The sequence below is a fragment of the Dorea sp. AM10-31 genome, assembly GCF_003435815.1.
In the GTDB taxonomy this organism is placed as follows: Bacteria; Bacillota; Clostridia; order Lachnospirales; family Lachnospiraceae; genus Dorea_D; species Dorea_D hominis.
In genome coordinates this window covers 94,915-108,460 of sequence record NZ_QTUV01000001.1, presented here as the reverse complement: position 1 = coordinate 108,460, position 13,546 = coordinate 94,915, and the positions used below count along the sequence as shown (strand labels likewise).

General features: G+C 42.2%; 11 protein-coding genes. All 11 read left to right on the top strand.

The genetic code is table 11. From position 1 onward, the window contains the following. Positions 1-16: 16 nt before the first annotated feature. The 11 genes from DW125_RS00475 (at position 17) to DW125_RS00425 (ending at position 13,426) form a co-directional block, all read left to right on the top strand. Entirely contained in the window at positions 17-697 is a 681-nt protein-coding gene (locus DW125_RS00475) for a TIGR00266 family protein (protein ID WP_021860858.1), read from the top strand. Between the two features lie 162 nt (positions 698-859). Beyond that, a complete protein-coding gene (locus tag DW125_RS00470; RefSeq protein ID WP_117536780.1) occupies positions 860-1,843 on the top strand; it encodes an ABC transporter ATP-binding protein in 984 nt (327 codons plus the stop codon). Beyond that, positions 1,843-2,709, top strand: a complete 867-nt coding sequence (locus DW125_RS00465) for an ABC transporter permease (RefSeq protein WP_117536779.1) — start codon at positions 1,843-1,845, stop codon at positions 2,707-2,709. Before DW125_RS00470 ends, DW125_RS00465 begins: the two co-directional genes overlap by 1 nt. 9 nt (positions 2,710-2,718) lie before the next feature. Next, positions 2,719-4,155, top strand: a complete 1,437-nt coding sequence (locus tag DW125_RS00460) for a GldG family protein (protein ID WP_117536778.1) — start codon at positions 2,719-2,721, stop codon at positions 4,153-4,155. A 28-nt stretch (positions 4,156-4,183) separates the two neighbouring features. Continuing rightward, positions 4,184-5,092, top strand: a complete 909-nt coding sequence (locus tag DW125_RS00455; protein ID WP_117536777.1) for a DUF4340 domain-containing protein — start codon at positions 4,184-4,186, stop codon at positions 5,090-5,092. 169 nt (positions 5,093-5,261) lie between these two features. Continuing rightward, positions 5,262-6,824 (top strand): ClC family H(+)/Cl(-) exchange transporter, encoded by a 1,563-nt coding sequence (locus DW125_RS00450; RefSeq protein ID WP_117536776.1) that lies wholly within the window; start codon positions 5,262-5,264, stop codon positions 6,822-6,824. A 466-nt stretch (positions 6,825-7,290) separates the two neighbouring features. After that, positions 7,291-8,625 (top strand): aspartate--tRNA(Asn) ligase, encoded by a 1,335-nt coding sequence (gene aspS, locus DW125_RS00445; RefSeq protein ID WP_117536775.1) that lies wholly within the window; start codon positions 7,291-7,293, stop codon positions 8,623-8,625. A 38-nt stretch (positions 8,626-8,663) separates the two neighbouring features. Continuing rightward, on the top strand, positions 8,664-8,957 hold the full coding sequence (gene gatC / locus DW125_RS00440; protein ID WP_117536774.1) for an Asp-tRNA(Asn)/Glu-tRNA(Gln) amidotransferase subunit GatC: 294 nt from the start codon (positions 8,664-8,666) through the stop codon (positions 8,955-8,957). A gap of 35 nt (positions 8,958-8,992) precedes the next feature. Then, positions 8,993-10,462: an Asp-tRNA(Asn)/Glu-tRNA(Gln) amidotransferase subunit GatA gene (gene gatA, locus DW125_RS00435; RefSeq protein WP_117536773.1), complete on the top strand. Its 1,470-nt coding sequence runs from the start codon at positions 8,993-8,995 to the stop codon at positions 10,460-10,462. 2 nt (positions 10,463-10,464) lie between these two features. After that, positions 10,465-11,895, top strand: a complete 1,431-nt coding sequence (gene gatB, locus DW125_RS00430) for an Asp-tRNA(Asn)/Glu-tRNA(Gln) amidotransferase subunit GatB (RefSeq protein ID WP_117536772.1) — start codon at positions 10,465-10,467, stop codon at positions 11,893-11,895. Between the two features lie 118 nt (positions 11,896-12,013). Next, positions 12,014-13,426, top strand: a complete 1,413-nt coding sequence (locus DW125_RS00425) for an amidophosphoribosyltransferase (protein WP_021860848.1) — start codon at positions 12,014-12,016, stop codon at positions 13,424-13,426. Positions 13,427-13,546 lie beyond the last annotated feature (120 nt).

Genomic DNA, 13,546 nt, shown 5'->3' with positions numbered 1-13,546 from the left:
AAAAGGAGGGCAACATATGAAATACCAGATTGTAGGCGATACCTTGCCGGCAGTTATCTGTCAGTTAGAACCTGGCGAGAAGATGATCACGGAAGGCGGCGGAATGTCCTGGATGTCTCCGAATATGCTTATGGAGACAACGTCGAATGGCGGTATTGGGAGTATGATAGGAAGAATGTTTTCCGGCGAGAAGGCATTTCAGAATGTTTATACCGCACAGGGAGGAGAAGGAATGATCGCATTTGCATCCTGCTTCCCGGGATCGATTCGTGCATTTGAAATCGCACCGGGACAGGAAATGATTTTACAGAAAAGTGCATTTTTGGCAGGCGAAGTCGGTATTGAAATGTCGGTATTCTTCAACAAAAAACTGGGAACCGGCTTTTTCGGTGGTGAAGGCTTTATCATGCAGAGGATCAGCGGACAGGGAACCGTATTTGCAGAATTTGACGGACATGTCGTGGAGTATGAACTTGCACCGGGACAGCAGATTGTTGTAGATACCGGCCATCTGGCTGCAATGACAGCAAGCTGCCAGATGGACATTCGAAGTGTGCCGGGCGTTAAGAATATGCTGTTTGGAGGCGAGGGCATATTTAATACAATTATTACCGGACCGGGACGTGTATGGTTACAGACTATGCCGATTAGTAATGTGGCAGGTGTATTGAGACCGTATATGCCGAGCGGAGATTAAAGTGAATGAAGAAACTTTTCTGTTACGGGGGACGGGGCTTTTCTAGAAAAGCCCCGTCCCCCTTTAACGTTTTCACAAAATAAACATATCTTTTCCACATTTTCTTCAAGCTTTCTTCTTATACTGTTACAAATATTGAACAGTATAAGGAGGATATGTATTTTGATCGAAGTGAAAAATCTGACCAAATGCTATGGAAAGCATCTGGCTGTAGATAACTTAAGCTTCACGGTACAGGAAGGGCAGATATATGGCTTCCTGGGACCGAACGGAGCCGGAAAATCTACGACTATGAATATTATGACGGGATATCTTGGCGCTACAAAAGGAGAGGTGCTGATCAACGGGCATGACATTTTAAAAGAGCCGGAAGAAGCAAAAAGCTGTATCGGATATCTGCCGGAGCAGCCACCGCTTTATATGGAAATGACAGTTCTTGAATATCTGACGTTCGCAGCGGAACTTAAGAAAATTCCGAAGGCGGAAAGAGAATCACAGATTCTGCGCGTAATGAGACTTACGAAATTAGATCCGGTAAAAGAACGGCTCATTCACAATTTATCCAAAGGATATAAACAGAGAGTTGGTCTGGCACAGGCAATTTTAGGATTCCCGGAGATCATCATTCTGGATGAGCCTACCGTTGGTCTTGATCCGAAACAGATTATTGAGATCCGTGAACTGATCCGTACGTTGGCAAAGAAACATACGGTAATTTTAAGTTCCCACATTCTGGCGGAAATCCGTGAAGTGTGCGATCATATTATGATCATTGCAGGCGGACACCTGGTGGCAAGTGATACACCGGAGAATCTGGAAAATCTGATGAGCGGCACCGGACATGTTGCGCTGGAGACAAAAGCTTCCAAGGAGCAGATGGAAGTGGTTTTAAAATCTGTTCCGGAGATCAGCTCTGTAAAATATGAAGAAACGGATGAGCATACAACACTGGCTTATATAGAGAGCAAAGACGGTACAGATCTGCGGGAGAAACTTTTCTATACATTTGCAGATGCAAGGATTCCGCTCCTTACACTAAGGCTGAACAAATCATCTCTGGAGGATATCTTCCTTGAGCTGACGCAGGGTGGTAAAAAACAGAAAGAGGCAGAGAAAAAATTAGCCGGTAAGGAGGAACAGAAGTAATGAGTGCAATTTATAAAAGAGAGTTGAAATCATACTTTCATTCGATGATCGGCTATGTATTTATTGCATTTCTGATCGCATTTACAGGAGTTTATTTTATGGCATATAACCTGAATTATGGATATCCATATTTCTCTTATGTGCTGTCCGGAGTTCTGATCGTATTTGTTATTGCAATTCCGGTGCTCACGATGAGAAGTTTTGCCGAAGAACGCAAAAGCCGTACAGACCAGATGCTATTAACAGCTCCGGTCAGCCTGTTTCAGGTCGTTATAGGAAAATATCTTGCAATGGTAACAATCCTGGCAATTCCATGTGCAGTATATCTGATTTTCCCACTGATCATTAAGACACAGGGAACGGCATATATACTGGCAGATGATATGGCGATTCTCGTATTTTTCCTGCTGGGCTGCACGTACATATCTGTCGGAATGTTTGTTTCGGCACTGACAGAAAGCCAGATTATTGCAGCGATTGGTTCGGTTGGAATCCTGCTTCTTCAATATCTGTGGAACGGAATTATGGATCTTCTTCCGACTTCTGCAGTCACAAATGTGATTGGAATCGGCGTTCTTTTAACACTGATTGTTCTTGCTATCTGGCATATGACAAAAAATATTGTGATCGTCGGAGGTCTGGAAGTGATCGTACTTGCTGGATGTGGGATTACTTACGCAGTAAAGTCAAGCATTTTTGAAAGCGCATTAAATACATTTTTCAGTAAATTTTATCTGGCAGGAACTCTTGATGACATTGTTTCCAATCATCTGGTAGATGTAAGTGGAATCATTATGTATTTTTCGCTTACAGCTGTTTTCATTTTCCTTACGATGCAGATGATACAGAAAAGACGTTGGAGTTAGGAGGGCAATATGTTAGAGAAAATAAAAAATACATTTAAAAATGTATCTTCCAGAAACGGAAGTTACAGTGTCGGAATGATTGCACTGGTTGTAGCAATTGTTGTCGTCGTAAATCTGATTGCGGGACAATTGCCTGAAAATGTAAAAAGCATTGATGTCAGTGATAAGAAAATCTATCAGATTTCAAAAACGAGTAAAAAGATCCTGAACAAACTAGATTCAGACATTACATTTACAGTCTATGCACAGAAAAAATCTACCGATGACAGAATCAAAGCGTTTCTGAAAAAATATGCAGCGCTTTCAGATAAGATTACTGTGAAATGGGTAGATCCGGTACTGCATCCGGGAGAACTGACAAAAAATAATGTGGAAGAGAATATGATTCTTGTATCGGATAAGAAAACGAAAAAGACAACGACGGTTTCGTTCAGTGATATCATTGTGACGGATGAGTATTCCTATTATACAACCGGCAGCAGTACGGAGTCTGAGTTTGACGGAGAAGGACAGCTTACCAGTGCAGTCAATTATGTGACAAGCGATACGCAGAAAAAGATTTACTACACGACCGGACATGGAGAAGGAACATTTTCTACATCGGTTACAGACCTTCTTGGAAAGAGTAACATTAAGCAGGAAGAACTGAATCTTGTTATGAAGAATAAAATACCGGATGACTGCGATTTGTTATTTATCTATGCGCCGACGAAAGATCTGACAAAAGATGAAGTAAAACTTCTGAACAATTACATGGACAATGGTGGGAAAATCTACGTTGTTCTCGGTGATGCGGATAAAGCACAGCCGAATCTTAAGAGTTTCCTGAAGAAATATGGTATTCAGGAAGTGAGTGGATACATCGCAGATACGCAGAGAAGCTATCAGGGAAATTATTATTATATCTTCCCGGAACTTACAGCAACAGGGGATCTGGCAAATGGCTTAAGTTCAGACATGGTTCTGCTTGTCAATGCGCATGGATTGAAAGTCTCTGATCCGGAAGATGATACTGTGACAACAACAGAATTTATGAAAACATCATCTTCGGGTTATGCAATAAGTGACAATGATCAGAAGCAGGGAACATATACACTCGGAGTTGTAGCAGAAAAATCAAAAAATGGTTCCGATGATTCAGACGGAGAAACAGACAGTTCAGATATAGCAGATACCGGAAGACTGACTGTAGTGTCTTCCGACAGCCTGATCAATCCGGATGTTACAGATAATATGTCCACACTGGAAAATCTGGATCTGTTTATGAATACAGTCACAGCAAACTATGACGATGTAGAGAATGTTTCAATCAAGGCAAAGAGTCTGCAGGTTACATATAATACGGTACACCATGCCGGAATTATCAGCCTGTTCATCATATTTGGAATTCCTGTGCTGATCCTCGTATATGGATTCATACAGTGGATGAAGAGAAGAAAAGCGTAAAAAGGATTTCAAAGAAAAGAGGGCATGTATGAAACAGAAAAAGAGAATGTTACTGCTTGTAGGAATTCTGGTTGTCCTTTGCGGCGCATATGGCGGAATCAAGGCATGGAACAATCAGATGAAGACGCAGAAGGCGGCAAAGAAAAAAGCACAGACCGTGCAGATCATAGATGCAGATGACCTGACAAAGATCAGTTATAAAAAAGGAAATAAAAATATGACTTTTGTCAAGAAAAATGATACCTGGGTGTATGAAAAAGATAAGACCATCAAATTAACCCAGAGTGCTGTTGAGCAGATTACAGGTACTGTGGAAAGTCTGACAGCAGAGCAGAAACTGGATGCTCCAGATGCGTTGGAGGATTATGGACTTGCGGATCCGGCATATAAAGTATCTTATGAGACAGCTTCCGGAGAAAAAGGAACGCTCGATATCGGTAATAATGTTGGAGAAGATTACTATGCGAAAATCGAAGAAGAAGATACAGTGTATACGATTGGAAGTACACTGGTAGAAAACTTACAGTTTCAGCTATCTTCCTTTGTGAGTCTGGATACTGTGCCGTCCATCAGCAGCGGCAATCTGAAAAAAGTTGCAGTTACGAAAAATGAAACGACAAAGACATACGATGATGAAGATGATCTGGCACAGCTTGCCGGAGGATTCGGAACGATTACGCTGACTGACTGTGCAGATTACCATGTGACAGATAAGACACTTGGCAAATATGGTTTGGAAATTGACAAACGGACAACAGCAACCGCTACATACAAAGATTCTTCATCCGGAAAGAAGAAAACGTACAGTGTTTACATTGGAAAAACAGACAAAGACGGAGAAAACCGGTATGTGATGCCGGAAAATTCAAAAATCGTATACAAAGTCAGCAAAGACGTTATTACAAATATGATTACAGTTTCAGATTCAGATAATTAAATTTTACTGGAAAAAAGACGACCTTCTATTTATAATGTATATGATACCAGAGTCCTAAGGTCTTAAGCCACATGAGCTTGTTCATAATTGGGAAGATTGTGAGAGTGCGCAGCACGGAATAATCTACGGGTATCATATAGCTATGAGAAAGTTATGGGAGGTATGTCTTGTGAGACACAATACACCGGACACGATTAAGCGTGCAGAGCGGTTTCAGATTATTTTAATAGGTGAAGGAATATTAGTTGGAGCAATCGCAGGACTGATTGTACTTTTGTACCGGATCTGTCTGGAATATGCGGGAAAATGGTTAAAGCAGATCCTCGCATATGCGTCAGGCAATCCGGTGCGGATGGCAGGATGGTTTGCGGTGCTCCTTTTGCTTGCCTGGATCGTGGCAAAACTGGTACAGTTTGAGCCGATGATATCCGGAAGCGGAATCCCTCAGCTTGAGGGCGAGATGGTAGGAAAATTAGATCAGACCTGGTGGCGTGTGATGCCGGCAAAGTTCCTCGGCGGCTTCTTATGCCTGCTTGGAGGACTGGCACTTGGAAGAGAAGGCCCATCGATCCAGCTTGGCGCCATGGTAGGAAAAGGGGTATCCAGAGGGCTTGACAGAGGAAAGACCGAAGAGAAGTTTTTATTGACCTGTGGAGCCAGTGCAGGACTTTCAGCAGCGTTTCATGCACCTCTTGCAGGAGTCATGTTTTCACTGGAAGAAGTCCATAAGAACTTTTCCGTATCGGTACTCGTATCCGTAATGTCTGCGTCGCTGACGGCAGATTTCTTATGTTCAAATGTGCTGGGAGTAAGTTCCGTGTTCCAGTTTGATATCTTGCATGCACTGCCAATTCATTCCTATGGAATGATCGTGGCACTTGGAGTGATACTTGGCGTGCTGGGTGCATTTTATAACTGGTTTACTTTGAAATCACAGGAAATCTATAATAAAGCAACGCTTTTACGACCGGAAGTGAAAGTCATGATTCCGTTCGTATGTGCCGGTATTCTTGGATTTACCGCTCCGGATCTTCTGGGAAGCGGACACGCTCTGATTGAATATCTTACAAACAGTGATGTGATGCTTAAGAGCGTTTTGTTTCTCCTGATCGGAAGATTCATCTTCTCAGCAGTAAGTTTTGGATCAGGAGCACCGGGAGGCATTTTCTTCCCGTTACTTGTCATCGGAGGCTATATCGGAGGCGCTTTTGCAACGATCAGTGTGCAGTATTTCGGACTGAATCCAATGTATATCAATAATTTTGTACTTCTGGCAATGGCAGGATATTTTGCCGCAATTGTGCGGGCGCCTCTGACAGGGATTATTCTTATTTTTGAAATGACCGGTTCCTTAAGTCAGATGCTGTCGTTATCGGTTGTATCCATTGTGGCTTATGTTGTAGCAATACTGATGAAGTCAAAACCGATTTATGAAAGTCTGCTGGAGCGTCTCCTGCAAAAGCGTGGAGAGTCTGTGACGGATGAGACCGGCGAAAAGGTACTTGCGAACTTTGTTGTGAAACAGGGATCTTCGATTGAAGAAGAACTGATCAGGGATGTGAAATGGCCGGATAACTGTTTGCTTGTAGCAATACAGCGAGGTACAGATGAGATTATTCCGAAAGGAAAGACAAAACTTCAGGCAGGAGATTTGATTGTAACGATGACAGACGAACGTGATATGGGAGTCATACATGAGAAGATGGAGGCGCTTTGTCAGGAACGATTTTGAAATTTTTTGATTTGGTACTTGCAATTTAAAAAATCCTGTGCTACCATAAACATAGTTTTTAAACAACAAAGCGATGAAGGAGACTCTGTTCTTGTGGAATTAACAGGAAGGAAGCACCGCCGACTGAGAGTGCATCTGAAGGAAGCAGAACAATAGGGAACACTCTGGAGCAGATCTGTTGAACGTCGGCAGGAGATTACCGGATGTAGATTATTAGGCAGATACGTAAGGCACACGTTACGTGCAAGAGATAAGTTCAAAGGCGAGCTTAATGCGGGTGGTACCGCGGATAACAAGTTTATATCCGTCCCGGAATACAAGTATGTATTCTGGGACGTTTTTTAGTACCGGAGGTTCGAAAGAATCTCTTTTTTTATTTATCAAAAAGATTTTTAGTGATAAATAAAATGGCTCTGCGAGGACGCACACTATTTTACCAAAAAGGATACCAAGGGAGGTCTGAATGATGGAATTTATGACAGGAGTAAAGAAAAAAGAGACAAAAGAAATTACAGAGTTACTTACCGGATGCGCAGAAGGAGAGGTTGTAAAAATCAATGGAGCTGTTCATGTCATTCGTGATATGGGAACCGTAGCCTTTGTGATCCTTCGTAAAAGAGAAGGACTTCTGCAGTGTGTATATGAGAAAGAAACTGCAGAATTTGATATAAAAATGATCAAAGAGGCAGCAACACTGGAAGTGACAGGTGTTTTAAAGCAGAATGAGAAAGCACCAAACGGAATCGAGATTACAATGCAGAAAGTGGAAATTTTAAGTGAGCCGGAGGCAGAGATGATGCCGCTTGCAATTTCCAAATGGAAATTGAATACTTCACTGGAAGCAAAATTAAATTACCGCTCCATTGCCCTTAGAAATATCAGAGAGCGTGCAAAATTCCGAATTCAGGAAGGACTTACAAGAGCATTCCGCGATTTTCTTTACAGCCAGGAATTTACAGAGATCCATACACCGAAGATTGGAGCAAAAGGAGCTGAAGGAGGAGCGAATATTTTCAAATTGGAATATTTCCACAGACCTGCAGTGCTGGCACAGAGCCCGCAGTTTTACAAACAGATGATGGTAGGTGTATTTGACCGTGTATTCGAGACAGCACCGGTATTTCGTGCAGAAAAACACAACACAAAAAGACATTTAAATGAATATACCAGTCTTGATTTTGAGATGGGATATATTGATGGATTCGAAGATATCATGGCAATGGAAACCGGGTATTTACAGTATGCAATGAAACTTTTGCAGAAAGAATATGCGAAAGAACTGAAAATCCTTGGAGTAGAACTTCCGGATGTATCCAGAATCCCGGCAGTCCGTTTCCACGATATTAAAGAAATCGTATCGGAAAAATATGGACATAAGATGCGTAATCCGTTCGATTTAGAGCCGGAGGAGGAGCAGCTGATCGGAAAATATGCAAAAGAAGAGTGGGGCAGTGATTTTGTGTTTGTAACTCATTATCCATCCAAAAAGCGTCCATTCTATGCAATGGATGATCCGGAAGATTCGAAATATACATTAAGTTTTGACCTGTTGTTTAAAGGACTTGAGATTACAACAGGCGGTCAGAGAATCCATGATTATCAGAAACTGATAGAAAAGATAGAAGCAAGAGGTATGGAGACAGATGGAATGGATCAGTATCTTGCAACCTTCAGACATGGAATGCCGCCACATGGTGGAATTGGAATCGGACTGGAACGACTGACGATGCAGCTCATCGGGGAAGACAATGTACGCGAGACTACGCTATTTCCAAGAGATTTAAGCAGACTGGAACCATAAAGAAATAGAAAATAGAAAGATGAAAAGGGGACAAAATTATGGCAAATCAGATCACAGATGAGACAATCGAATATGTCGGAATACTGGCAAAGCTGGAATTAAGCGATGCAGAGAAGGAAGAAGCAAAAAAAGATATGGAAAAAATGCTGGATTACATTGATACATTAAATGAGCTGGATACAGACGGAGTAGAACCGATGTCCCATGTATTTCCGGTGCATAACGTATTCCGTGAGGATGTTGTGACAAATGGTGACGGAAGCGCAGATACGCTTGCCAATGCACCACTTGCAAAAGACCAGAGCTTTAAAGTACCAAAGACAATCGGATAGTTTTCTGAAAAGAAAAAAGAGAGGAGAACGAAGGCATGGATATCACAAGTATGACAGCCGTTGAGATCGGAAAGAAAATAAAAGCAAAAGAAATAACAGTGGCAGATGCAGTAGAAGCAGCCATTGCACAGATAGAACGCGTAGAAGAGAATGTACATAGTTTTGTGCGGATTGATAAAGAAGGTGCAAGAAAACGTGCAGAAGAAGTACAGAAAATGATTAATGACGGTACACTTACCGGACCATTAGCCGGTGTTCCGGTGGCGATCAAAGATAATTTATGTACGAAGGGTGTGGAGACGACCTGCAGCTCTAAGATTCTGGAAGGTTTCAAACCAACCTTTACAGCGGAAGCAGTTGTAAATCTGGAAAAAGCAGGAGCTGTGATCCTTGGAAAGACAAATATGGATGAATTTGCCATGGGAAGTACGACAGAGACTTCTTATTATGGAGAAACAAAGAATCCATGGAATCTGGAACATGTTCCGGGCGGTTCATCAGGAGGTTCCTGTGCGGCAGTTGCGGCAGGAGAATGTGCATATGCACTTGGATCTGATACAGGAGGTTCCATCCGTCAGCCAAGTTCTTTCTGTGGAGTTGTTGGAATCAAGCCAACCTATGGAACGGTATCCCGTTATGGACTGATCGCATATGGCTCTTCGCTGGATCAGATCGGACCGATCGCAAAAGATGTCACAGACTGTGCGACAATTCTGGAGACCATTGCCTCTCATGACAGCAAAGATAGTACTTCTATTGCAAGAGAATCGTATGATTTCACAGAAGGACTGGTTGCTGAGGTAAAAGGAATGAAGATTGGCGTGCCGAGAGATTATTTCACAGAAGGTCTGGATCCGGAAGTCAAAGAACAGATTTTAAAAGCGGTCAAAGTGCTGGAAGAAAAAGGTGCGGTTGTGGAAGAATTTGACTTAAGCCTTGTACAGTATGCAATTCCGGCTTATTACGTCATTGCATCTGCAGAAGCAAGCTCGAACTTATCCCGGTTTGATGGTGTGAAATACGGATACCGTACTTCGGAATATGAAGGACTTCACAATATGTATAAAAAGACAAGATCCGAAGGCTTCGGACCGGAAGTAAAACGCAGAATTATGCTTGGATCATTTGTATTAAGTTCCGGATATTATGATGCTTATTATTTGAAAGCACTCCGGACAAAGGCGCTGATCAAAAAAGCATTTGACAAAGCATTTGCATCTTATGATGCGATCATTGCACCGGCAGCACCGACAACAGCACCGAAACTTGGAGAGAGCCTAAGTGATCCTTTGAAAATGTATCTGGGAGATATTTACACGATCGCAGTCAATCTGGCAGGACTTCCGGGAATTACGATTCCGGTCGGAAAAGATTCAAAAGGTCTTCCGGTTGGTATGCAGATCATCGGAGACTGCTTCCAGGAGAAGAAAATCATCCGTGCAGCCTATACATTTGAACAGACAAAATCATATGAGGCACCGGAACTTGCGAAAGGAGACAGATAGAGATGGCAAAACAATATGAAACAGTCATTGGACTGGAGGTTCACGTAGAACTTGCAACGAAAACAAAAATCTTCTGCTCCTGCAGTACACAGTTCGGAGGAGCACCAAATACACATACCTGTCCGGTCTGCACCGGTATGCCGGGATCTCTTCCGGTTCTGAATAAGCAGGTTGTTGAATATGCAATGGCAATCGGACTTGCAACAAACTGTGATATTACCCAGGTATGCAAATTTGACCGCAAAAATTATTTTTACCCGGACAACCCACAGAACTATCAGATTTCCCAGCTGTATCTTCCAATTGCAAGAAATGGATATGTAGAGATCGAAGTGGCAGGACAGAAGAAAAAAGTCCGTATCCATGAAATGCATATGGAGGAAGATGCCGGAAAACTGATCCACGATGAATGGGATGACACGTCACTGGTTGATTACAACCGAAGTGGCGTACCACTTGTGGAAATCGTATCGGAACCGGATATGCGCTCAGCGGATGAAGTGATTGCTTATCTGGAAAAACTGCGTACCATCGTACAGTATCTTGGCGCATCTGACTGTAAATTACAGGAAGGATCCATGAGAGCGGACGTCAACTTATCGGTGCGGGAAGTTGGTGCAGCAGAATTTGGCACAAGAACAGAGATGAAGAACCTGAACTCTTTTAAAGCTATCGCAAGAGCTATTGAAGGGGAAAGAGAGCGCCAGATTGAACTGATCGAAGAAGGGAAACAGGTTGTGCAGGAAACAAGAAGATGGGATGACAACAAAGAATCATCGCATGCTATGCGTTCAAAAGAGGATGCACAGGATTATCGCTATTTCCCGGAACCGGATCTTGTGCCGATCATTATCAGTGATGAATGGATTCAGAAAGTAAAAGACCGGCAGCCGGAACTTCGTTCTGAAAAGCTGGAGCGATATAAAAAAGAATATGATATTCCGCAGTATGATGCGGAGATTCTGACAAACTCTAAACATATGGCAGATATCTTTGAAGAGGCAGCAGCTATCTGTGGAAAACCGAAGAAAGTTTCCAACTGGCTGATGGTAGAGACGATGCGTCTTCTGAAAGAAAATGGAATGGAACCGGAAGACATTGATTTTGCACCAGAGAATCTTGCGGCTTTAGTAGAACTGACAGAAGCAGGAACGATCAACAGTTCAGTTGCAAAAGAAGTATTTGAGAAAATTTTTGCAGAGGACATAGATCCGAAAGCTTATGTAGAGGAGCACGGGCTGAAAACTGTAAATGATGATGGAGCATTGGAAGAAGTGTTAAAGAAAGTGATTGCAGACAATCCGCAGGCAGTAGCTGATTATCAGGGAGGCAAGAAAAAAGCGCTTGGAGCATTGGTCGGACAGACGATGAAAACGATGAGAGGAAAAGCGGATCCAGTAGCAATTAACAAGAAACTGCAGGAAATGTTATAGACAAAATCTTTACAGCATATTTCCTTTTGTGCTAAAATTGTATGATAACGGAGTAATTCGTGGTAAAAAGACAAAAAATTAACAAAAAAGAGATCATTACAGGCAAAAGGAGAAGGCTATGGGAGGATTTTTTGGAGTTGCATCAAAGCAGGATTGTGTGCTGGAGTTATTTTATGGAGTAGACTATCATTCTCATCTGGGAACAAGAAGAGGTGGAATGGCTACTTTTGGAGAAGACGGATTTTACCGTTCTATTCATAATATTGAAAATTCACCGTTCCGTACAAAATTTGACAGAGATGTCGGAGAGATGAAAGGAACACTTGGAATTGGCTGTATTTCGGATTTTGAACCGCAGCCATTACTGATCCAGTCAAAATTAGGAAGCTTTGCGATTACAACAGTTGGAAAGATTAACAATTATGAAGAGCTTTTAAATGAGTTGTATGAGAGTGCACATTCCCATTTCCATGAGATGACAAATGGACAGGTGAATGCGACGGAACTGGTTGCGGCGCTAATCTGTGAGAAAGAGACAATTCTGGAAGGTATCCAGTATGTGCAGGAACGTGTAGATGGTTCGATGACGCTGCTTCTGATGACAGAGAAAGGAATTTATGCAGCGAGAGACCGCTATGGAAGAACACCTCTGGTAGTTGGAGCAAAAGACGATGCGTATTGTGTTTCGTTCGAAAGTCATGCCTATATTAACCTTGGATATAAGGATTATAAAGAATTAGGTCCGGGAGAAATTGTTTTTGTTACCGCAAGTGGTGTGGAGACATTGAAAGCGCCGGGAAAAGATATGAAGATCTGTTCTTTCCTCTGGGTATATTATGGATATCCGACATCTGCATACGAAGGTGTGAATGTAGAAGAGATGCGTTATAAATGTGGAAGTATGCTTGCAAAACGTGATGGGGATTCGGTACATCCGGATATTGTTGCAGGAGTTCCGGATTCCGGAATTGCACATGCGATCGGATATGCCAATGAATCCGGTATCCCATATGCAAGACCATTTATCAAATATACACCGACATGGCCGCGTTCTTTCATGCCGACGAATCAGAGTCAGAGAAATCTGATCGCGAGAATGAAACTGATTCCGGTCCATGCGTTAATTGAAGGAAAGAAGTTGCTTCTGATCGATGATTCCATTGTAAGAGGAACACAGCTTCGAGAAACAACAGAGTTTCTTTATAGAAGCGGAGCGAAGGAAGTGCATGTCCGTCCGGCATGTCCACCATTGTTATATGGATGTAAATATCTGAACTTCTCCAGATCAAAATCAGAGATGGAACTGATCACAAGACGTGTGATCCGTGAAAGAGAAGGAGATGACTGCCCACAGGAGATCCTGGATGAATATGCAGATCCGACAACAGAGCGTTATGTACAGATGATTGAAGATATCCGCAAGCTGCAGAATTTTACATCCCTGCGCTATCACAGACTGGACGATCTTCTTGATTCAATTGGAATTGATCCGTGCAAGATTTGTACATATTGTTTTAACGGAAAAGAATAAAGGAAGATACAATAAAATCCCCAGATAGCAAAATCTGTTATCCGGGGATTTTATTATTGTATATTGATTGCTAATTCTGGACGCTCTGTCTGGAATCAGTTATAATTAATGTATAAATTA

What these genes read in the sequence shown, in the direction of transcription:
- DW125_RS00475 (WP_021860858.1), top strand. Translation starts at nt 17, where the DNA reads ATGAAATACCAGATTGTAGGCGATACCTTGCCGGCAGTTATCTGTCAG.
- aspS (WP_117536775.1), top strand. Translation starts at nt 7,291, where the DNA reads ATGGAATTTATGACAGGAGTAAAGAAAAAAGAGACAAAAGAAATTACA.
- DW125_RS00465 (WP_117536779.1), top strand. Translation starts at nt 1,843, where the DNA reads ATGAGTGCAATTTATAAAAGAGAGTTGAAATCATACTTTCATTCGATG.
- DW125_RS00455 (WP_117536777.1), top strand. Translation starts at nt 4,184, where the DNA reads ATGAAACAGAAAAAGAGAATGTTACTGCTTGTAGGAATTCTGGTTGTC.
- gatC (WP_117536774.1), top strand. Translation starts at nt 8,664, where the DNA reads ATGGCAAATCAGATCACAGATGAGACAATCGAATATGTCGGAATACTG.
- DW125_RS00460 (WP_117536778.1), top strand. Translation starts at nt 2,719, where the DNA reads ATGTTAGAGAAAATAAAAAATACATTTAAAAATGTATCTTCCAGAAAC.
- DW125_RS00425 (WP_021860848.1), top strand. Translation starts at nt 12,014, where the DNA reads ATGGGAGGATTTTTTGGAGTTGCATCAAAGCAGGATTGTGTGCTGGAG.
- gatB (WP_117536772.1), top strand. Translation starts at nt 10,465, where the DNA reads ATGGCAAAACAATATGAAACAGTCATTGGACTGGAGGTTCACGTAGAA.
- gatA (WP_117536773.1), top strand. Translation starts at nt 8,993, where the DNA reads ATGGATATCACAAGTATGACAGCCGTTGAGATCGGAAAGAAAATAAAA.